This window comes from Pseudoalteromonas sp. SK18 (genome assembly GCF_001974855.1).
GTDB lineage: Bacteria > Pseudomonadota > Gammaproteobacteria > Enterobacterales > Alteromonadaceae > Pseudoalteromonas.
The window spans coordinates 135,863-157,098 of sequence record NZ_MTQB01000002.1 but is presented as its reverse complement, the minus strand read 5'-3'; the positions used below and the strand labels follow the sequence as shown (position 1 = coordinate 157,098).

The 21,236-nt window shown below is 40.2% G+C and carries 17 protein-coding genes; 7 read left to right on the top strand and 10 right to left on the bottom strand.

What is annotated here, in order from left to right; all coding sequences use genetic code 11:
* Positions 1-7: 7 nt before the first annotated feature.
* Positions 8-949: a LysR family transcriptional regulator gene (locus BW139_RS02540; protein ID WP_076918690.1), complete on the bottom strand. Its 942-nt coding sequence runs from the start codon at positions 947-949 to the stop codon at positions 8-10.
* 127 nt (positions 950-1,076) lie between these two features.
* On the opposite strand from BW139_RS02540, the gene BW139_RS02535 reads away from it, so the two are divergent.
* Entirely contained in the window at positions 1,077-1,733 is a 657-nt protein-coding gene (locus BW139_RS02535; protein ID WP_076918553.1) for a nitroreductase family protein, read from the top strand.
* Between the two features lie 44 nt (positions 1,734-1,777).
* Here BW139_RS02535 and BW139_RS02530 read toward each other — a convergent pair whose 3' ends face one another.
* The 5 genes from BW139_RS02530 to dapB all read right to left on the bottom strand — a co-directional run bounded on the left by BW139_RS02530 (position 1,778) and on the right by dapB (position 9,052).
* The gene (locus tag BW139_RS02530; protein ID WP_076918552.1) at positions 1,778-2,836 is read right to left on the bottom strand and encodes a S66 peptidase family protein; all 1,059 of its coding nucleotides are present in this window, start codon (positions 2,834-2,836) and stop codon (positions 1,778-1,780) included.
* 157 nt (positions 2,837-2,993) lie between these two features.
* Positions 2,994-3,470 carry a transcription elongation factor GreA gene (gene greA, locus BW139_RS02525; protein WP_054201101.1) on the bottom strand — a complete coding sequence of 159 codons (477 nt, stop codon included), beginning with the start codon at positions 3,468-3,470 and terminating at the stop codon, positions 2,994-2,996.
* 50 nt (positions 3,471-3,520) lie between these two features.
* Entirely contained in the window at positions 3,521-6,739 is a 3,219-nt protein-coding gene (gene carB / locus BW139_RS02520; protein WP_076918551.1) for a carbamoyl-phosphate synthase large subunit, read from the bottom strand.
* Positions 6,740-6,755: 16 nt separating this feature from the next.
* Positions 6,756-7,892, bottom strand: a complete 1,137-nt coding sequence (gene carA / locus BW139_RS02515) for a glutamine-hydrolyzing carbamoyl-phosphate synthase small subunit (protein ID WP_008113125.1) — start codon at positions 7,890-7,892, stop codon at positions 6,756-6,758.
* Between the two features lie 362 nt (positions 7,893-8,254).
* Positions 8,255-9,052 carry a 4-hydroxy-tetrahydrodipicolinate reductase gene (dapB, locus tag BW139_RS02510; RefSeq protein ID WP_054201103.1) on the bottom strand — a complete coding sequence of 266 codons (798 nt, stop codon included), beginning with the start codon at positions 9,050-9,052 and terminating at the stop codon, positions 8,255-8,257.
* A gap of 570 nt (positions 9,053-9,622) precedes the next feature.
* On the opposite strand from dapB, the gene BW139_RS02505 reads away from it, so the two are divergent.
* On the top strand, positions 9,623-10,936 hold the full coding sequence (locus tag BW139_RS02505; RefSeq protein ID WP_076918550.1) for a Na+/H+ antiporter NhaC family protein: 1,314 nt from the start codon (positions 9,623-9,625) through the stop codon (positions 10,934-10,936).
* Positions 10,937-11,054: 118 nt separating this feature from the next.
* Entirely contained in the window at positions 11,055-11,843 is a 789-nt protein-coding gene (locus BW139_RS02500) for a nucleoside-binding protein (protein ID WP_076918689.1), read from the top strand.
* 80 nt (positions 11,844-11,923) lie between these two features.
* On the opposite strand, the gene BW139_RS02495 is transcribed toward BW139_RS02500, so the two are convergent.
* Both BW139_RS02495 and BW139_RS02490 read right to left on the bottom strand, forming a co-directional pair.
* Positions 11,924-13,828 (bottom strand): hypothetical protein, encoded by a 1,905-nt coding sequence (locus BW139_RS02495; protein ID WP_076918549.1) that lies wholly within the window; start codon positions 13,826-13,828, stop codon positions 11,924-11,926.
* Positions 13,829-13,933: 105 nt separating this feature from the next.
* Entirely contained in the window at positions 13,934-14,731 is a 798-nt protein-coding gene (locus BW139_RS02490) for a M48 family metallopeptidase (protein WP_076918548.1), read from the bottom strand.
* Between the two features lie 170 nt (positions 14,732-14,901).
* On the opposite strand from BW139_RS02490, the gene BW139_RS02485 reads away from it, so the two are divergent.
* Positions 14,902-16,101, top strand: coding sequence for a Bcr/CflA family efflux MFS transporter (locus BW139_RS02485; RefSeq protein ID WP_076918547.1), 1,200 nt, complete (start codon positions 14,902-14,904; stop codon positions 16,099-16,101).
* Between the two features lie 27 nt (positions 16,102-16,128).
* On the opposite strand, the gene grpE is transcribed toward BW139_RS02485, so the two are convergent.
* Together grpE and BW139_RS02475 are read right to left on the bottom strand one after the other, a co-directional pair.
* The gene (gene grpE / locus BW139_RS02480; RefSeq protein ID WP_076918546.1) at positions 16,129-16,740 is read right to left on the bottom strand and encodes a nucleotide exchange factor GrpE; all 612 of its coding nucleotides are present in this window, start codon (positions 16,738-16,740) and stop codon (positions 16,129-16,131) included.
* Between the two features lie 58 nt (positions 16,741-16,798).
* Positions 16,799-17,764, bottom strand: a complete 966-nt coding sequence (locus BW139_RS02475; protein ID WP_076918545.1) for an HrcA family transcriptional regulator — start codon at positions 17,762-17,764, stop codon at positions 16,799-16,801.
* Between the two features lie 167 nt (positions 17,765-17,931).
* Here BW139_RS02475 and nadK point away from each other — a divergent pair, with 167 nt between their 5' ends.
* From nadK to recN, 3 genes are all read left to right on the top strand, one after another.
* The gene (nadK, locus tag BW139_RS02470; protein WP_008464501.1) at positions 17,932-18,816 is read left to right on the top strand and encodes an NAD(+) kinase; all 885 of its coding nucleotides are present in this window, start codon (positions 17,932-17,934) and stop codon (positions 18,814-18,816) included.
* A gap of 75 nt (positions 18,817-18,891) precedes the next feature.
* Positions 18,892-19,449 (top strand): hypothetical protein, encoded by a 558-nt coding sequence (locus BW139_RS02465; RefSeq protein WP_076918544.1) that lies wholly within the window; start codon positions 18,892-18,894, stop codon positions 19,447-19,449.
* Between the two features lie 75 nt (positions 19,450-19,524).
* A complete protein-coding gene (recN, locus tag BW139_RS02460) occupies positions 19,525-21,198 on the top strand; it encodes a DNA repair protein RecN (protein WP_076918543.1) in 1,674 nt (557 codons plus the stop codon).
* Positions 21,199-21,236 lie beyond the last annotated feature (38 nt).

Sequence of the window (21,236 nt, the reverse complement as noted above, 5' to 3'; positions counted from 1 at the left end):
GTATTTGTTACTCGTTAATTAATACACGTTTATCAACAATTCCCTGTTTTACTAGCTGATTCAATATGTGAGCGGTTTTTTCTCTGCACACATCGCGTAATAGTCGTACAGCGGGAGTAATCGATTGCCTGCTTGGGCAAATAAGCCAAAGCTCACCACAGGTATGTTGGTAATTAGGCATCACAGTAACAACGCGTTTATTTAATAAGTCATCGGCAATATCTAACGCCGATTTAACTGCTAAACCTTTACCTGCAACACACCAACGTCTGACTAAATCGCCATCGTTTGAGGCACGTCTGCCCTGCATTTTTACTTTGTATTTTTTTTGCCCGTCGGTAAATTCCCACACATTATTGATAATATCTTGCAGCTGATAAAATAACCCATGATGCTGCGCTAAATCATCCGGGTGATCTGGCTCACCATATTTAGCTAAATAAGTTGGCGTAGCACAAAGTAGTCGCGGTACATTGCAAATTTTAAACCCATATACACTACTATCACTTGGGGAGCCATAACGCAGTGCTATATCAACCGAATCACGAAAAAAATCGATATTACTATCGCTAATGTGCGTGCGCAAACTCACACTTGGGTACTTATCCATGACTTCATCAATCCAAGGTATCACTAAGTTGCGCCCTAAATCAGATGAGGTAGCTACCCGTAACTCCCCTTCAATGGCATCATGTTCTCCTTTAAGGTTTTGCCTTGCCGTTTCAAGCACGGCCAGAGCTTGTTCGCATTGGGGAATGTATCGCTCCCCTGCACTAGATAAACGTAAATGACGAGTGGTTCTAATAAATAATTCACAGCCAAGTGCTGACTCTACACGCTTAATAGCAGCACTGGCCGTTGCTGTGCGCATATCTAACTTGGCTGCTGCTAGCGTAATGCTTCGACACTCAGCTACTTTTAAAATAAGTTTTAAGTCATCAATCTGCATATTATCTATTTTTATTTGATAATGATTCAATAATTATGCTGTTTATTTTAAATAAAGCAAATTGTATTATGCTGCTCATACACTCAGTAAATACTGTTTATCAACCCTTTTTTATTATGGAGAGACGATGACTCACCCTATTATTCGCGATCTTGAAAGCCGCCACACCGCTAAACGTTATGATGCTACAAAGCGCATTTCTCAAGACGATTTAGCGGTATTGTATAATGCTATGCGTCTTTCTCCTTCGTCAATTAATTCACAGCCTTGGAAATTTATTGTGATTGAATCTGATGCCGCAAAAGAGCGTATGCACAGTACCTTTGCTAATAAGTTTCAATTTAATCAGCCACACATTAAAGCGGCATCACACATTATTTTATTCGCTCATAATCCGCAATATACCCGTGAAAACTATGGCCAAGTAATTGATGCTGATATAAAAAATGGCCGAACTCAAACAGAAAACCGCGAGCAAGCTTTTGGCGCCTTTGCGTTTGTGGATTTAAATACCGATGAGAAGGGTAATAATGCCGCCTGGACTAAAGCACAAACCTACATTGCTTTAGGCAATACTATGCATGCAGCAGCACGCTTAGGGATTGATACCACACCGATGGAAGGCGTTGATGCACAACTGATTGGTGAGGAGTTCGCAAGCGAATTAGACGGCTACATCTGTGATGTAGCACTTGCGCTGGGTTACCATGACGCTGAAGAAGACTACAATGCTAAGCTGCCAAAATCACGTTTAAGCAAAGAACAGGTTATTCAGGTTTTATAAGGCATCGCTGCTCACTTTAAATAGTAAGTGAGCAGCTTATCTTGCTATGCTAGTTTTGTGACCACAGACGCATTGGTCACTTTGCCATGCTCAACATCTGCGGTAAAAGTGCATAATGCACCATTAATTAAATTTAAATTAGGGGGAATGTGGCCAATATCGGCATCTATGATCACCGGAAATAAACACCCGCCAAAAGCGGCATTTAAGCCTTGGCGATAATCAAACCCTGGATCTTGCCCCTGTAAGGTCACATGACGACCAATAATCACCCCGTTTATATCATCAAACATACCCGCCAATTTAAGTGACAATAAAAACCGTGCAACCGTCGCTGGCGTGAGCTCGGCACTTTCTAAATAAAGCACAATACCTTGCGATGCATTATGCTTTTTAAACTCATGCAAAGCTAAAAATGGTGAATCTAACAATAATCCAACCGTATCAAGACACCCACCAAACAACCGTCCTGACATTTCGATACTGCGCTTATCGGTGTAATTTAAACACTGCCACTGGGTAGGTACGCTATGATCAAATAATGCACTCGGGTTTTGTGCGTAATCAGGCTTGCTATGTTGGTGGTAATTCGAGGAGGCTTGCTCAAACTCACTGTTAGCTTCATAACTTAGGCTTTCAAATATTTGTAAACAATATGGGTCTTTTTCATCAGGGTGTAATTGAATCAAATTAGCGCTATGCAGTGTTGCCCAGTTACATTTTGCTGTCAGTGCACAAGCAATCGTACTGACATCTGAATAACCCACTAACCATTTAGGTTTGGCATTTTTAATTGCGCTAAAATCAAGCAGCGGCAATATTTCCATTGCTAGTTCACCGCCCATTGGCGGCATAATTGCATCTATTTCATCATCTAATAAAAACTCCATTAACTGCTTAGCATGCTGCTTTGCTGTAAGCTGAGTTCGCGGCTCGTTTTGACGTAAAAACTCCCCCTCCACAACCTGATAACCGCGATGTTTTAAGCCATTAATGACGATATCTAACCGTGGATGGTATTTTGATTTGATCCCCGCAGATAAAGAACACACGGCGATTTTAGAACCCACTTTTAAAGGTGCAGGATACTGTATATTTGCCATACTATTTCCTTATTGAAGAATAGGTTAGTACCATAACAACATAGCCTACATTTACAAACAATGAATAATAATTAAGCGGCATTTAAACCAAGTATAAAAAAACCAGTGCTTATTGCTAAGCACTGGTTTTTATAAAACGTTAAAGTGAGTTAACTAATTAAATATACTCAACCTCAATGATTTCGTACTCTACATCACCCTTTGGCGTTTTGATAATCACAGCGTCATCCGCTTGTTTACCAATTAAGCCACGAGCAATTGGTGAATTAACAGAAATTAAATTACTTTTAATATCTGCTTCATCATCGCCAACAATCTGATATTTAACTTCAGCGTCGGTTTCAACATTAACGATGGTTACTGTAGTACCAAAAATCACTCGGCCTGTATTAGGCATCTTTGTTACGTCAATCATCTGCATGTTTGAAAGTTTTGCTTCAATTTCTTGAATACGGCCTTCACAAAAACCCTGTTGCTCACGCGCAGCATGATATTCAGCATTTTCTTTTAAGTCACCGTGTTCACGTGCATCAGCAATATCAGATACAATTTTTGGACGGGTAACAGTTTTTAATTCGTTAAGCTCATCGCGCAATAATTTTGCGCCACGAACTGTCATTGGAATTGATTGCATACTTTTCTCACTTAATCCCAAGGCCATGGTTATGGCCTTGGCACATTTCCTTAGTTCAATCGCAGGTGTAGTTCTTGAACAGACGTCACTTTACTGCGGTCATCTGCTTGGTTAGCAGTACAGTTAGCAAATGCCGCATTCAATGTCGTAGTATAATTGGTTTTGTGCTGCAATGCACCACGACGTAACACCTTCGAATCTTCAATCGCTTGGCGACCTTCGGTGGTATTAACGATATAGCTATACTCGCCATTTTTGATTCTATCAAGAATATGCGGACGACCTTCAAACACTTTGTTTACACGGCGAACCGTAATTCCAGCATCTTCAAGTGCAGCAGCTGTTCCACCAGTTGCGTCTAGCTCAAAACCAAGGTCTGTCATGGTTTTAGCTAATTCTACAATACGTGGCTTATCGCTATTACGAACAGATAGTAACGCGCGACCACCACGTGGTAAAGTGTTGCTTGCACCTAATTGTGCTTTTGCGAACGCTTCGGCGAAAGTATCACCAACACCCATTACTTCACCCGTAGAGCGCATTTCTGGGCCACGGATAGGATCCACACCTTGGAACTTAGCAAATGGCAATACCACTTCTTTTACGCTGTAGTAAGGTGGAATCACTTCTTTAGTAATGCCTTGGCTTGCTAAAGATTGACCCGCCATACAACGTGCCGCTACTTTTGCAAGTGCTACACCCGTTGCTTTAGATACAAATGGAACTGTACGTGCTGCACGCGGGTTTACTTCGATTAAATACACTTTGCCATCTTTAACCGCAAACTGTGTATTCATCAAACCCACTACGCCAAGCTCAAGGGCCATATCAGTTACTTGCTTACGCATTACATCTTGTACTTCTTGCGTTAGCGAGTGAGCTGGTAATGAACACGCTGAGTCACCAGAGTGAACGCCCGCTTGTTCAATATGCTCCATGATGCCGCCGATGATGACTTGCTCGCCATCACAAATGGCATCAACGTCAACTTCGATTGCGTTATCTAAGAAGCGGTCAAGTAATACAGGCGCTTCATTTGATGCAGATACGGCTTCGGTCATGTAACGACGTAAGTCTTGCTCATCGTATACAATTTCCATTGCACGACCACCGAGTACATAAGATGGGCGTACAACCAGTGGGAAGCCAATCTCAACTGATTTAAGTAGTGCTTCTTCAGTAGAGGTTACCGTCGCATTTTCTGGCTGCAGTAAGTCTAAACGCTCAACAAGTTGTTGAAAACGCTCACGGTCTTCTGCACGGTCAATGGCATCTGGTGAAGTACCAATGACTGGCACGCCGTTAGCTTCAAGCTCACGCGCAAGTTTAAGTGGCGTTTGACCACCGTACTGCACGATAACGCCTTTTGGCTTTTCAACACGAACAATTTCAAGTACGTCTTCAAGCGTAATTGGTTCGAAGTATAAACGGTCTGATGTGTCGTAATCGGTAGAAACCGTTTCAGGGTTACAGTTAACCATAATAGTTTCGTAACCGTCTTCGCGAAGCGCAAGCGCTGCATGAACACAACAGTAATCAAATTCAATACCTTGACCAATACGGTTAGGTCCGCCACCAATTACCATGATTTTATCACGGTCAGATGGGTTAGCTTCACACTCTTCATCGTAAGATGAGTACATGTAAGCCGTGTCTGAGCTAAATTCTGCAGCACACGTATCAACGCGTTTGTACACAGGTACAATATTGAGTTGATGGCGCTTTTTACGAATTTCAGCTTCTGATACACCGGCAATTTCTGCAATACGCGGATCGGCAAACCCTTTGCGTTTAAGTTTACGCAAGAAGTCTGCATTTAAGCCAGCCATACCGACTTCTGAAATTTTAGCTTCGTCTTTTAAGATATCTTCAATTTGTACTAAGTACCAAGGGTCAATCTTAGTCAGTTCGAACACATCTTCAACACTCATACCATGGCGCATTGCATCGGCAATGTACCAAATACGCTCTGCACCTGGCTCACGTAATTCACGAATGATTTTTTCTTTTGCTTTCGGGTCGTCAAGCGCCACAATTGGGTTAAAGCCCGTTGCGCCTACTTCTAAACCACGTAATGCTTTTTGTAATGACTCTTGTTGGTTACGACCAATCGCCATTACTTCGCCCACTGATTTCATTTGCGTTGTTAAACGGTCGTTTGCACCGGCAAATTTTTCAAAGTTAAAGCGAGGAATTTTTGTTACCACGTAATCGATTGAAGGTTCAAACGATGCTGGTGTTTTACCGCCAGTAATATCGTTTTGAAGCTCATCAAGGGTGTAACCTACAGCCAATTTTGCTGCAATTTTAGCAATTGGGAAACCGGTTGCTTTAGAGGCCAGTGCTGATGAACGAGATACACGTGGGTTCATTTCAATGATAACCATACGGCCATCAACAGGGTTTACACCAAATTGTACGTTTGAACCGCCAGTTTCAACACCAATTTCACGCAATACGGCCATAGAGGCATTACGCATAATTTGGTATTCTTTGTCGGTTAATGTTTGTGCTGGTGCAACCGTGATTGAGTCACCTGTGTGCACACCCATTGGGTCAAAGTTTTCAATAGAACAGACGATAATACAGTTGTCTTTTTTGTCACGAACAACTTCCATTTCGTATTCTTTCCAACCAATTAACGACTCATCAATTAATAACTCGCTGGTTGGTGAAAGGTCTAAACCGCGCTCACAGATTTCCTCAAACTCTTCCATGTTGTAAGCCACACCGCCGCCGGTGCCGCCCATTGTGAAAGAAGGACGAATAATACACGGTAAGCCGATACGGGTCATGGTATCGCGCGCTTCATCCATTGTATGGGCAATTTCAGCACGTGGACATTCAAGGCCGATGTTACGCATAGCAACATCAAAACGTTCACGGTTCTCTGCTTTATCGATTGCATCCGCCGTTGCGCCAATAAGCTCAACGCCATGCTTAGCCAATACACCGTGCTTGTCTAAATCAAGCGCACAGTTTAATGCTGTTTGACCACCCATAGTTGGTAGTACAGCATCTGGCTTTTCTTTTTCAATAATTTTTTCTACCACTTCCCAGTGAATTGGTTCGATGTATGTTGCATCAGCCATTTCTGGGTCGGTCATGATAGTTGCTGGGTTTGAGTTAACGAGTATAACTCTATAGCCTTCTTCTCTAAGTGCTTTACACGCTTGAGCACCAGAGTAGTCAAATTCACAAGCTTGACCAATTACAATTGGGCCTGCGCCTAAGATAAGAATGCTTTTTATGTCGGTACGTTTTGGCATTATTACTCCGGTTAAATTAGTGGTTACGCGCTTGCATCAAATCGATGAAGTGGTCAAATAATGGGGCTGCATCGTGCGGGCCTGGGCTTGCTTCAGGGTGACCCTGGAAGCTAAACGCTGGTTTATCTGTACGATGAATACCTTGCAATGTGCCATCAAATAACGATTTATGCGTTGCACGTAAGTTATCTGGTAATGTGGCTTCATCTGCAGCAAAACCGTGGTTTTGTGCAGTGATCATTACAACATCACGGTCAAGATCTTTAACTGGGTGGTTACCACCATGGTGGCCAAACTTCATTTTTACTGTTTTAGCACCTGAGGCAAGCGCTAGTAGTTGATGCCCTAAACAAATACCAAAAATTGGCGTGTCGGTTTCTAAAAAGGTTTTAATTGCATCAATGGCGTAAGTACATGGCTCAGGATCGCCAGGGCCGTTTGATAAGAAAATACCATCTGGGTTTAAGGCAAGTACGTCAGCGGCAGAGGTTTGTGCTGGAACAACCGTCAGTTTACAGCCACGATCAACAAGCATACGTAAGATATTACGTTTAACACCAAAGTCATAGGCTACAACATGAAACTTTTCATCATCAGCGTGTAAGGTTTTAAACCCTTCGCCTAATGTCCAGCTTGATTCGCGCCACTCAAAATTTTCCTTGGTTGAGACAACTTTTGCTAAATCCATGCCTTTTAAGCCTGGGAAGGCTTGCGCAGCTTCAAGCGCTTTTTTCTCGTCTAGTTCGTCACCGGCAACAATACAGCCATTTTGTGCGCCTTTATCACGCAAAATACGGGTTAGTTTTCTGGTGTCGATGTCCGCAATACCTAAAATATTACGTTCTTTTAAGTAATCATCTAACGATTGCTCGTTACGAAAATTACTCGCTAGCAGTGGCAAATCACGGATCACTAGGCCTTTAGCCCAAATGTGACTCGCTTCTTCGTCTTCGCTGTTGGTACCCGTATTACCGATATGTGGGTACGTCAAAGTTACGATTTGTTCCGCGTACGATGGATCAGTCAAAATTTCTTGATAACCAGTCATAGACGTATTGAATACTACTTCACCGACTGACATGCCGTCAGCGCCGATTGCAGTACCGCGAAACACTGTGCCGTCTTCTAGGACTAACAGAGCGGATTTAGTCAAGTTAAACCTCCTAACAGTAAAAAACGGGAGTAAGCAAATTGCTTAACACCCCGCCAATACTCAGATAATTGGTCAAAACCTGATTTCTGTGAGCTTAAATTGTTTTACGCAGTCTTAAATGATGCCGATGTAAACCACTAAACCTTCATTCATTTTTCTTGCCTAAAACTCTTTTCATTCCCACACAAACCCCGGTTTTGCTAACCATATGAGTATAATTGGAAACACGCATTTAGTAATTTTTGGCAAATTGGCTGCATTCTACATGAAGTTGGCTTTTAGGTCTAACGCTAATTAGTAAATTGCAATAAATAAGTGGTTATAGCAAAAAACCACCCCAAAGCGTTAAAAAAGGAACTTAACTACTTCAAATCTAGCACATCTTGCATGTCATAAAGTCCTGCCGGTTTATTTTTCAACCACTGCGCAGCTCTTATAGCACCTAGTGCGAAGGTCATTCGCGAACTTGCTTTATGGGTTAATTCAAGTCTTTCGCCCATTGTAGCGAAGTAGGCCGTGTGTTCACCTACTATATCGCCGCCTCTTAGCACCGAATAGCCAATTTCATTTTGTGATTTGGCTTGCTCTATATTGTTACGATCATAAACAGCAACCTCATCATGATCCCACCCTTTTGCCTGTGCAATCGACTCGCCAATAGCTAATGCTGTGCCCGATGGCGCATCTATTTTATGACGATGATGCGCTTCAAATATTTCTATATCTAAATCATCACCTAATTTTGTCGCTGCCGTTTGCACTAAGTTAAGCAGTAAATTTACACCCACGCTATAATTACGCGCAAATACAATCGGGATATGTTTAGCGGCATCAGTTAATAGCGCCATATCGTCGTGAGTTAAGCCAGTGGTGCCAATTACCATAGGTGTTTTTTGCGCAACGGCTGTTTTTAAATGATTTCTCATGCCTTCAGGCAAAGTAAAATCTATAAGCACATCTACATTTTCAACCTGCTGTTCACTGCTAAACTTAATCTCTTTTGCCGCTGCGCTGTTAAGCTGATTAACTGGCAAGTCTAATAACGGTGACTGACTGCGTACATAGGCCGCAGCTAATTGTGAATTTTTATTAATTGTTGCTGCTTCTACAAGTGCCAGTCCCATTCGACCATTTGCACCAAATACACCTACTCGATTCATCTTTTTACAACCTATGTATTTTTTAGTTAGCTAGATTTTATCTAAAACTCATGTAATAGTCAGGAAAGCTTATTAAAAAGCTTCGATTATTTTAGGGTCTGTTGACCTTTGCGGATTAAAATTTGTTCAAACTAGGAGCGGTTTAATCGTGGCGCGAGGTTTGTAACCTAGTGGGCTAAGTAAAAACCGAGCAACAAAGAGTAAATCGCCCCTAGGCAGAACCCTTCGGGCAGCGCCTGTTTGGCATTGATGATGCGTTATCGCCTATTTATGGGGAACAACCACACCACATAGGCTCTGCCTTGCCTAAATACCAAACAGACTGCTGCAAATTTAACCTTGAAAGATCAACAGACCCTCATAATATTAACAGATAGCCTTTGCATTTAGCCATCTATACATTTAAACTTCCTTTTTGCGCCGATTTGGTCTTTGGCTTGCGGGCGCTGTTGAGTTACTTATCTGGTTAGATAGTAAAACAAACAACTAAATTCAGCTAAAAGAGGGATGCTTTGGCTGTTTAATATATCAATCGGTTTCGATTGCTATGAATAATTAACGAGGATTATGATGCAGCCATCATTTGATAAAAATAAAGCAAGATTTTCTTTGCTCCCCCTACTCACCTTTGTTGCTATTTTTTTAGGCTCAGGCTTATATTTGCAATCTCAAGGGGTTGATTATGCATTTTATCAACTCCCAGCACCGGTCGCTATTTTACCCGCGATTGTTTTAGCCTTTATTTTAAATAAAACCAGTATCAACCAAAGCGTAGAGACCTTTATTAAAGGTGTGGGTAATAACAATATTATTACCATGTGCCTTATTTACTTACTAGCGGGTGCTTTTTCGGCGGTTGCAGGTGCAACCGGCGGTGTGGACGCGGTTGTTAATGCTGGTCTCTCACTTATTCCCCCTTCATTACTTCTGCCTGGTTTGTTTTTAATTGCCGCGGTTATCTCTACTGCGATGGGCACGTCAATGGGAACTATCGGTGCTATTGGCCCAATTGCTTATGCAGTATCAATGAAAACAGGGATTGATCCCGCATTAATGGCCGGTACCATTGTATCTGGCGCTATGTTTGGTGATAACCTATCAATAATTTCTGACACTACGATTGCAGCTACCCGCACGCAAGGCTGTGAAATGAAAGATAAGTTTAAAGAAAATCTTAAAATTGCGATTCCAGCCGCTATCCTTACTATTGCACTGTTGTTATTTTTGACGCCAGCTGCGCAAGTTGTTGAAACTAAAGACTACGATATTTTATTGGTGCTTCCTTATGCCTTTATTTTAGTACTGGCAGTAATGGGCTTTAATGTATTTGTAGTACTGTTAAGCGGTATTGTTTTCGCCGCATTGATGGGCTTTACCGGAAGCTATGAAGGCGCCAGCTTTGTAAAAGATATTTACCAAGGTTTTAGCGACATGCAGGAAATATTTTTACTGTCTATGTTTATTGGTGGCCTCTCTGAGTTTATTCGTATTAATGGCGGCCTCGACTACATCGCGCAAAAAATTCAAGCGATTACTAAGGTCATTGCAAAATGGCACCGTAAAGTGGCTGATCAGTTAGGGATAGCTGCATTAGTACTAACCAGCAATATGTGTATTGCTAACAACACAGTGTCTATTATTGTAACAGGCCCGATTGCTAAAAAGTTAGCTGACGATGGTGAAATTAGTGGTAAACGTTCTGCCAGTTTATTAGATATTTTTGCCTGTGTAACGCAGGGGTCTTTGCCTTATGGCGCACAGGCATTATTACTCGGTGCTACATTTAAAATTAGCCCATGGGATGTTTCAACCTCATCTTACTACTGCTTTATTTTAGCTTTTACCGCGATTGCGGTTATTTGCTTACGTCGTAATAAAGCTTAAATCTTGTTTAAACAGTGTATTAGCTGCATGCTAATACACTGTTTATAACAATAAATAATTAACAAATTAACCGTGTTTGCTATAATGTGATATTCAGCGTGTCACATAAAATATGGTTATGAAAATTAAAAACTTACTTCCTCTCGTTGCACTAAGTGCATGTGCCTTAAGTTCAACAGCTACCGCAGCTAATTGGAGCAACACTGCGCTTCATATTAACAACGGCAGTCACAAAAACCCGTTCACTGAACAAAAATCTAGCACCACGGTTTACTCAATCGAACATGCTTCTGGCCATGATTATGGCGATAACTTTTTCTTTATTGATTACAGTACCGACAGCAACGATGATGGCTTCCAAGATCAAGACTTCTATTTTGAAGGTTACTCTACGCTTAGCTTATCAGCCGTTATGGACGAAAAAGTAGCGTCAGGGGCGCTTGTTGATGTTGGCCTAACTATGGGTATTAATGCTGCAGGCGATGCTAAAGTTGTTAAATATTTACCGGGTGTGAAATTAAGCTGGGATGTACCAGGTTTTAATTTCTTTTCAACTCTTATTAGTGCATACATTGATGATAGCGAAGGCGTTGCAAAAGGCGGTGCACCTATTGAAACCAATAGCTGGATGTTTGATGTAGCCTTTGATTACCCGTTCATGATTGGCTCGCAAAAGTTTAACGTAAAAGGCCATGCAGAATATATTGCTGAGCGTAAAGATGAGTTTGGTAATGATGTACGTGCTTGGTTTTTAGCCCAACCTATTATTGTATGGGATATGGGACATGCGCTAGAAATGAAAGAAAATACCTTACTGTTAGGTATGGAATGGCAATACTGGCACAATAAATTTGGTACTGATGTTAGCGAATCAGTACCGCAAATTCATTTAGAATGGACCTTTTAAAGAACAAAGTAAATTAAAAAGTGCGAACCATTTCGCACTTTTTAAGTTCAAAAAAATACATGTTTTATCCAAGCATTAACCTACCGGCAATTAACTGAGAAGTAGTCGTCCCCGCTCTTTACTTCTAACTCAGGAAAGTGAGTTAGAAGACGATCATAGCTTTTTTTAGAGTGGATTTTGAGGGCAAATGCAGCTCGAAGGTGTTGCGATTCAATGTGAGCTCCATTGCGAGTAAAAAAGTTTATAAATGCTTTATTTTTCTTATTTTCATAGGTCATTGGATCACCGGAATGAATAGAAAGTTCTGAATAATTTTGGATAAAGAAATAAAGAGGATCCAATTCATTTTTATTATCATAAGCAACGCCACCCAGCCTAGTGTTTAATATAGCGAAGGGTTCAAAAACGCCTTCAGCTGAAAACCTATTCAATAAAATCTGCGCATCCTTTAACTGCTCGAAATTTAATGAATTAAGCCACAAAGTTAATCCTTTTAATCCTGCGAATCCTCCTAACAATTCCGAATGACTACCTAACGGTTTCAAACCAACATTACTTAGTCTAGCTATAATTTCTTGCTCATTTAAGCTAGTTGCTTGGAGGTAATCTCGAGCAATAATAACTGCTAATATAGATTTTGTTTCAGGTAACAAAGCAGGTAAATCTAAGGTTTCTAAATCGAGTTCTTGCAATGAGGTGTTTTGATTACCAATTGCTTGATTAATTATCTTACTCGCTGCAGTAAATTGACTTTTTATTAACGGTAGGTTTTGTAAAGCTTGTTTATTTTTGCAGTGCTTAAACTCAGGTGAAGATTTGATCTTTGCAATAAAAGGCTGGTCTTTAAATGTTTCAATTTCATTGGGTGTTAATTCACGGCTTGTAAACCAATCCTTCGTTGATTGACACTTTTTGAGGTCCAGTTGTTGCTCGTCAGTTAAATTGTTTTCTTTTATATTCAATTGCAATATAGGGTTCGGTTTCTCTATGTCATCGATTAAAGCGATTTTAATGACGATCCCTTCGTTATTTAATTTCTCAACCCCCTTATTGACCTTTTCATTACTAAACCAAGGGTGTGTGATTTTTTGATAAAAAACCTGCTTCTCTAATAACCCTAAAAGAGTTAGGAACAATTTATGCTCTGTTGGATTAGTAATTTCATAATCTTCACCACCTATAATAGTGAGAAAATTCAATGCTAATTTATTATCAAAGCTTACATCTGATAACTTTAAATCAGGGTAACGCTGCAAAAGCATGATAGCGGATTGTAGCTGCTGTTTAGTCAACAACAGATTTAAAATTGAATTTAAGGGAGAAAGTTGATTATTGTTAAGTACATCATATGGGATTTCTGAAAAAGTCCGTTCAATTTCGTTAAAAATTTCAACGGCAGAGGTATTTGTTGAGCTGACCTTTTTGTAAATCGTATCTGTGGGCAAGTTTTTCCAAAGTATATCCAAAAAGTCAGTGTAATCAACAACAGTTGTTATGTTTAAGTCAGGTGCGTTAACATAATCGTATTGAGCGATTAATCTTTCACTATTCGGTATTGATCGTAAAATCGGAAACAACTTTTCAACTGACTCTGCTAATGCTGCTTTATCGTACCAAGTTTTAGCCACTGACCAGTAACTCGAAAACCATATTGCCTCGGCGACCTGCTTTGCTGTATACCCGTTTTTAAATGCTTGTGATGCTTTTAGCTCAATATCACGTTCATTATTATCTCGTAACTTATACTGCTTATAATTTAGCTCTTTGCATTGTTCCTCATTCGGGATATCAGTAGGAAATGGCTGTTTAACATAAATGTTTTTGGCGTTTATGTTATTCCCGAAATTAGCTTTTGGCTTTTTAATATCAACATTGGCTTCTGTTGGTGCAAGCAGGATTGAATTTTGACGCTTACTGGATAATATACTAAAAAATATAACTAAACTGATCAAAACAACGCTAATGATTACAACTATTTTTTTCATCCTTGAATCTTCCTATTTTTGGCCTACTTCAAACCACATGTTTTCATTTACAAGTTAGTTTGATTAAGCTCGTAAACTAATGTTAAACGAGCTTATAAGGTTTTGTTAAAACTTACACTGCGGGTTATTACCTTTTGCCTTAGCTGCTTTTTGCTCACTAAGCGCTTTACTCATTTGAGACTGCAAATTACTAATACGGCTGGTCGGTGCTGGGTGAGTTGATAAGAACTCTGGGGTTGCCCCACTGCCCGCTTGACTCATATTTTGCCACAGCGTAACAGACTCTTTAGGGTTAAACCCTGCTTGCGCCATTAAATCTAAACCAATAACGTCAGCTTCTGTCTCATGAGAACGACTAAATGGTAAAACAACACCATATTGAGCGCCGAGACCCAGGCCTTGCATAATTTCATTACGGTATTGAACATTGCCCATTTCAAGCGCAGCACTGCCTAATTGCATTCCTGTTTGTAAAATAGAGCTTTGTGAAACGCGTTCATTTGAGTGCTCAGCAATCACATGACCGACTTCATGGCCTAAAACAGTAGCAACCTGATCTTGGTTTGTGGCTATTTTTAATAGCCCAGTGTGCACCCCAATATAACCGCCGGGTAGTGCAAATGCATTGGCTGATTCATCTTCAAATACCACCACTTCCCAATTTTGAGATGCATATTGAGAAGGTAGGACAGCCACTACTTTTTCAGCAATACAATTGACGTAACTATTTACTTTTGGGTCTTTGTTTACCGGCTGCGTTTTTTTCATCTCTGCAAAACTGGCAGTGCCCATTTGACTCATTTGTTGATCTGAGTAAAGCGCAATTTGCGTACGCCCAGTTGGTGATATTTTACAACCTACTAATACTGCACTGGCAAGTACTGCCAAAACCAATTTCTTCATTATGTTACCCTAGATCATTGTTTTATTAAGTATAGAATAGCAAACGCGGTGTTAGTTTAAAATCTTTGCTTTTTGCGATTAAACAATTAAGTTAGCAGGCGAACTAAGTTTATCCAACGCCATTGCCCTGCTATACTGCCCACCCTATATTCGTTGTTTTGAGTTTTTAAATGAGCGCTTCGGCTTCTTCTTTTAATACCCGTATTTTATTGCCTTTATTAGCCAGTATTGTGGCAATCACGCCTTTAGCCATCGATATGTACTTACCGGCGATGCTGGTAATTGCCAACGATCTCAATACTAGCATGCCAAATGTTCAAATCTCGTTGAGTATCTATTTAGCAGGTTATGCATTGGGCATGTTGTTTTTTGGCCCTATAGCCGATCAAATTGGCAGGCGTAAACTAGCGCGAATAGGACTCAGTTTATTTGGCTTAAGTTCACTCGCATTGGCATTTACCACTGAAGTGCATACTTTTTGGGTGCTACGGGCTGTACAGGCATTTACTGGGGCAGCTGCCACGGTTGTGGTTCCGGGGATAATAAGACACATATATCAAAAAAATACTGCTAAGGGTATGTCGTATGTGTCTATGATCATGATGATAGCCCCATTACTTGCCCCCTCTATTGGCTCTGTTATTTTAGGCTTTTCAGTTTGGTCGACTATTTTTATTGTTTTAGCGGCTTATAGTTTTGTAATTTTACTTTTTGTGCAGCGTTACTTAATTGATATCCCGATATTTAAAAATGATCGAAAAGGGTTAGCGCTATTCTTTTCAAGTTACAAAGTAGTATTAAGTAACCCACATGCTCGCGCTGATATTTTAAGCTCGATGTTTGTGTCGTTTGGCTTTTTTTGCTTTTTAACCTCGGTGCCTTATATCTACCTCGATTTATTTAAAGTATCAGAACAATTGTTTGGCCTGCTATTCGCTTTTAATGTAATGGCGCTGATGTTTGGTAACTTTTTAAACACTCGCGTTGTACCGCGTATTGGCTCTCGTAAAATGCTTTATTACGGCTTAGTGTGTGGTTTTATCTCAGGTGCGGCATTATTGAGCTTTAGTGCATTACACTTGTCGCTTTACTTTATTGTGGCTGCAATTGCTCCTTTAATGATGAGCTTAGGTATTATAGCCAGTAATGCAGACTCTTTAATTTTAATGAAGTTTGAACAAAACACAGGAACTGCAACCGCAGTTATTGGCACACTGCGTTTTGGAAGTGGTGCATTAGTAGGCCCTATATTAGCGGTAATGCATGCACAAAGTGCGGTTCCATTTTCTAGTTTAATGTTTAGTGCGGTGGTACTGACAATACTGGTGCAGTTAATACATTACTTTACAGACAAAAAAAATGCCTCATAATGAGGCATTTTTAAATTGTATACTTAATTAAGCGTCAGCGGCTTTAGATACCATAACCATTGCAGGGCGTAATAAACGACCGTTTAATGTGTAACCTTTTTGCATTACTGCTAAAACAGTATTTGGTGTTACATCGTTGCTTGGTTGGATTGACATTGCTTGATGAAAGTCTGGGTTAAACTGCTCACCTTGTGGATTTACAATTTCAACGCCAAATTTAGCTACCGCATCGTTAAAGCTTTTCACTGTCATATCAATGCCTTCTAGTAAAGGCTTAAGCGTTTCATTTTCTTTATCAGAAAACTCAATAGCGCGCTCTAAGTTGTCAATAACAGGAAGTAATTCATTAGCAAATTTTTCTAGTGCAAATTTGTGTGCTTTTTCTACATCTTGTGCAGCGCGACGACGCATATTGTCCACATCTGCAGCAGCGCGAACTACACTATCTTTTTGATCTGCAATAGTTTGTTTTGCAGTTTCAAGCTCAGCATATAACATAGCAATTTCTGCTTCAGGGCTTTGCTCTTGCTCAGCATGTTGTTCTGCTGCTTCAACTGCCGCCTCAACGTCGGCTTCCATTTGCGCCACTTCTTCGTTCAGTTCTACTTCTTGCTCTGGGTTTTGTGTCTGCTCAGACATAAAATATATGCTCCAATTCTTTACAACTGCGGTAATTATGGGGATTGAATAAAAAGATTCAAGAGCTCAATGGCTCTAATAATTTAAATTCTTGGATTATTTTCTCTAATTGCGCTGATTTTGGACAAATAACACAAAAACGACTTTGATATTCTTGGTTTTGAAAGTACGGCACACTGATCACAATGAGATCATCGCAGCTACTAAACGGTAAGTTTTCAGCACTGAGAATAGATACTCCATTTTTAAATGCGAGTTTATCTTCAACAAAATTCAAAAATGACACACCGATATTGAGGCTTTGCTCACAATCTATTTTTTTATAAAGGTAATTTTCACCGACAACGATGCTGTTATCTGAGCCTAATTTTTGACTTAGTTCACGCGTCCATTGAGTTAAAGAGTCATGACAATTGCGCGGCGCCGTATTCGCCATTGCCTGCATTCGATAAAGCCCTTCAATTAAAGATTGTTGGCTAAAAACCGTATTAAGCCAAGTTGCAAACTCGTATCGTTGGTTATCACTAGGATCGTGAGGCTTATTAATGCAGATATTGTGGCTCTGCCCTGCTCTATCTAACAACAATACAAGCCAGTTATTTGCATCGAAATCGAGCACTTCTACTCTAAATACTTGCTGCGTTCTAACTTGCGGTAACCCAACACAACAACATACTTGGTAACGTTGGCTCAAACCATGCGCCAGCTCAACCAATTGTGCTTGTTCAGGTTGCCAATAATTAGCAATATCATTGAGTGTAAAAAACTCATCAAACCAATAGTCAAATCCATCATTGGTAGGCACACGGCCAGCAGATGTATGCGGTGAATACAACAAGCCTATTTTTTCTAGACGTGCCATTGCGTTACGCACAGTAGCAGAACAGACCGCCATACCTTTTTGCTTTGCAATTTTTGTTGACGGCACAGGTAAGCCATCGCCGTTACAGTACATACTCATAACAGCGGCAAATATTTGCTGATCTCGTGGGTTTAGTTTCATGTTATCTACATCTTTATGCATGACTGTTATATCGGGGCTAGGTATTATTATTTCAAGTATAAAAAATACAATAAATCTAATTTTTACAGTGAATTAATTAAATCCGCTGGTTATTACTAAAATCCATGTTTTCAAACACTTCTGTTTTAGGTTACTCTACAAATATTAGAACTTTCAGTGTATTTATTATGGACTCTCCCTTTAATACTATCGGCTTGATTGGTAAGCCAAATCACCCTAATGCAGCCGCTACTCTACAACGATTACATACGTTTTTATTAGCTTTAGGCTTTGAGGTGATTGTTGAAAAACGTACAGGGAGCCAACTTAGTGATGTACCGAGCGACAAACTCGTAAAGCTCGTTGATTTAGGCGAGCGTGCCGACTTAGCGATTGTGGTCGGGGGCGATGGCAACATGCTTGGTGCTGCACGGGTTCTCGCCCGCTTTGATATAGCCGTAATTGGTGTAAATAGAGGTAATTTAGGCTTTTTAACCGATTTAAATCCAGAAGGATTTGAGGGCAGTTTAGAGCAGGTACTCAGCGGCGATTACATTGAAGAAAAACGTTTTCTATTAGAAGTTGAAGTGTATCGACATAACGAACTTAAAAGCGCTAATTCTGCCGTAAACGAAGCGGTGCTCCATGCTGATAAAGTAGCACACATGATTGAGTTTGAAGCTTTTATTAACGATGATTTTGTATTTTCACAACGCTCCGATGGATTAATTGTATCAACACCAACAGGGTCAACGGCCTATTCTTTATCGGGCGGTGGGCCTATTTTAACACCGGAGCTCAATGCAATGTCACTGGTTCCGATGTTTCCACATACTTTATCAAGCCGCCCTTTAGTGGTTGATGCTGATAATGAAGTGCGTTTAAAACTTAGTTTAGAGAATACGGATAGCTTACAGGTAAGCTGTGACAGTCATGTTGTACTTGCCGTATTACCTGGTGATGAAGTCGTTATACGCAAAGCAGATAAAAAATTACGCTTAATTCACCCAAAAAATTACTCTTATTATAATGTGCTACGTAAGAAGCTTAATTGGGGTAGCCGTTTATATTAATGTTATTGCCAAACATGCAACTTTAGCGCAAAATACCGGGCTAGATTTTTTAAACACCATCAGGAAAAAGTAGTAATGACTTATGTAGTATTTCTTGCTTTATTATTATTAATTACTTTACTTGGCAGTTACTTGCTAATTGAGAGTAATCGTAAAAAAACCATTGAAGCAAAGAAAAAGCTGTTTAACGAGCGCGTGGCAAGTACTCAATTACGTTTAAAAATAAAACTAAACGAGTTACTTGATGCAAAAGTCATCAGTGCTAAACACCTCCCTCGAATTCAAGCCGTTGTAAGTAACTTTTTTGTGGTACAGGCACATACCGATGAAAATTTAGTTAAGTTGGAGTCGTTATGTGACCAACTTATTAATATACTCACCGAAGAGCTTATAAAAACCTACAAAAATAACAATAGCCAAGCATTTGCAGATAGCACTCAATATTTTATAGCTGAGTTGCCAGCTCAAGGTATTTTATACAATAAAAACTTTTACCAAGAAGTCCTTCCTACGCTAATTTTAAAGTTAAAAACTGAAGATATTATACAACCAGTTGATAATATTGATCTTAATGATGAACTCCTCCCTATTGATGAAGAAAAAAAAACACTAACTGAGTCGAGCATTGCTTAAAATGTAGAAATTTAATTTGCAAAAAACCAAAACACTGTATAAATTAACAGTTAATTCACTGGATGGATGAACAGTATGTTAATTGGTTTAGAAATTAAAAATTTTGCAATCGTAAGTAATTTAAGCACAGAATGGCATTCGGGTATGACCGCTATTACCGGTGAAACGGGTGCGGGTAAATCAATTGCTATTGATGCTTTGTCACTGTGCCTTGGAGAGCGAGCAGAAGCGTCTGCTGTGCGCCCAGGCACTGATAAGGCCGAGGTAAGTGCGCAATTTGATTTAACCAACTTGCCATACGCTCATGCCTTTTTAGAAGATAACATGCTAAATAATGACGATAACGAATGTTTGCTTCGTCGAGTTGTTTGCAAAAATGGCCGTAGTAAAAGCTATATTAATGGTAGCCCTGTTACCGCCGCACAACTAAAAGAGTTAGGCCAATATTTAATTTCTATACACGGTCAACATGCTCATCAGCATCTATTAAAAGCAGAGCACCAATTACAGCTACTTGATGCTTACGCAGGCCATCATAATCTTGTTAATGCTGTAAGCCAACACTATAAACGTTATGCTGACTTACAAAAAGAATTTAAGCAGTTGGAACATCAGCAGCAGCAACAAGCTGCGCAAAAACAGTTATTAGAATATCAGGTGGCGGAGCTTGATGAATTTGCCTTACAAGCGGATGAATTTGAACAAATAGAAGCTGAGCATTATAAGCTCAGTAACAGCCAAACTATTTTGCAAGCTTGTCAGCGCGAGCTACAACATTTATACGAAAGTGATGAGCAAAATGCATGCTCTCTTTTACAACACAGTGCACAACAATTTAATGATCTTGCGCACTATGATGAAAGCTTAGCCAGTGTAGCTGCATTACTAACTGAAGCCGCTGTTCAAGTTGAAGAAGCAAGCCGAGAAATACGTAATTATACTGAACAAGCCGACTTAGATCCTGCTCGCTTAACCGAAGTAGAAAACAGGCTCAGTGGCGCTATGGATTTGGCAAGAAAACACCATATAAAGCCACAAGAGCTAGTGGAATTTCATCAATCTATAACACAAGAGCTAGACTCAATCAGCAGTAACAGCTCACGTCTTGAACAGCTTGAAGGGGAAATTGCAGATGCCCTTGAGGATTATCAAACGGCTAGTGAAGAATTAAGCGCCAGTCGTCATCAATACGCCAACACGCTAAATGGCTTGATCAGTGAAAGCATGGCTAATTTATCCATGGAAAATGGCGTATTTGAAATAGCCCTTACAGCGCATACCGATCGCTCTGCAAATAGCTTAGGTTTTGATAATGTATCGTTTTTAGTATCAACTAATCCTGGGCAACCATTGCAACCCTTAGCAAAAGTAGCCTCAGGAGGGGAGCTATCACGCATTAGTTTGGCTATTCAGGTTATTATTGCGCAAAAAGTCACGACCCCTACGCTTATATTTGACGAAGTGGATGTCGGTATTTCTGGCCCAACAGCCGCTGCAGTTGGTAAACTACTGCGCCAACTAGGTAAGTCTACGCAAGTAATTTGTGTGACCCATTTACCGCAAGTGGCCAGTAGTGCTCATCAGCAGTTTTTTGTTGCCAAAGAAATCGCAGACGGTGAAACATTTACGCATATGCTGGCATTGAATAAAGATGGCAGGGTTAATGAAATTGCCCGTTTACTGGGTGGTGATAACATTAGCAAAACAGCTAAAGCAAATGCAAAAGAGCTTATAAAAGCGCACGGATAAAGTTAATCGCTTTATAGTGCGTTACCTTGATACGGTGA

Bases quoted from the DNA above. Each gene is read 5' to 3' on its own strand.
- BW139_RS02540 (WP_076918690.1), bottom strand. From the start codon at position 949: ATGCAGATTGATGACTTAAAACTTATTTTAAAAGTAGCTGAGTGTCGA.
- BW139_RS02535 (WP_076918553.1), top strand. From the start codon at position 1,077: ATGACTCACCCTATTATTCGCGATCTTGAAAGCCGCCACACCGCTAAA.
- BW139_RS02530 (WP_076918552.1), bottom strand. From the start codon at position 2,836: ATGGCAAATATACAGTATCCTGCACCTTTAAAAGTGGGTTCTAAAATC.
- greA (WP_054201101.1), bottom strand. From the start codon at position 3,470: ATGCAATCAATTCCAATGACAGTTCGTGGCGCAAAATTATTGCGCGAT.
- carB (WP_076918551.1), bottom strand. From the start codon at position 6,739: ATGCCAAAACGTACCGACATAAAAAGCATTCTTATCTTAGGCGCAGGC.
- dapB (WP_054201103.1), bottom strand. From the start codon at position 9,052: ATGAATCGAGTAGGTGTATTTGGTGCAAATGGTCGAATGGGACTGGCA.
- BW139_RS02505 (WP_076918550.1), top strand. From the start codon at position 9,623: ATGCAGCCATCATTTGATAAAAATAAAGCAAGATTTTCTTTGCTCCCC.
- BW139_RS02500 (WP_076918689.1), top strand. From the start codon at position 11,055: ATGAAAATTAAAAACTTACTTCCTCTCGTTGCACTAAGTGCATGTGCC.
- BW139_RS02495 (WP_076918549.1), bottom strand. From the start codon at position 13,828: ATGAAAAAAATAGTTGTAATCATTAGCGTTGTTTTGATCAGTTTAGTT.
- BW139_RS02490 (WP_076918548.1), bottom strand. From the start codon at position 14,731: ATGAAGAAATTGGTTTTGGCAGTACTTGCCAGTGCAGTATTAGTAGGT.
- BW139_RS02485 (WP_076918547.1), top strand. From the start codon at position 14,902: ATGAGCGCTTCGGCTTCTTCTTTTAATACCCGTATTTTATTGCCTTTA.
- grpE (WP_076918546.1), bottom strand. From the start codon at position 16,740: ATGTCTGAGCAGACACAAAACCCAGAGCAAGAAGTAGAACTGAACGAA.
- BW139_RS02475 (WP_076918545.1), bottom strand. From the start codon at position 17,764: ATGCATAAAGATGTAGATAACATGAAACTAAACCCACGAGATCAGCAA.
- nadK (WP_008464501.1), top strand. From the start codon at position 17,932: ATGGACTCTCCCTTTAATACTATCGGCTTGATTGGTAAGCCAAATCAC.
- BW139_RS02465 (WP_076918544.1), top strand. From the start codon at position 18,892: ATGACTTATGTAGTATTTCTTGCTTTATTATTATTAATTACTTTACTT.
- recN (WP_076918543.1), top strand. From the start codon at position 19,525: ATGTTAATTGGTTTAGAAATTAAAAATTTTGCAATCGTAAGTAATTTA.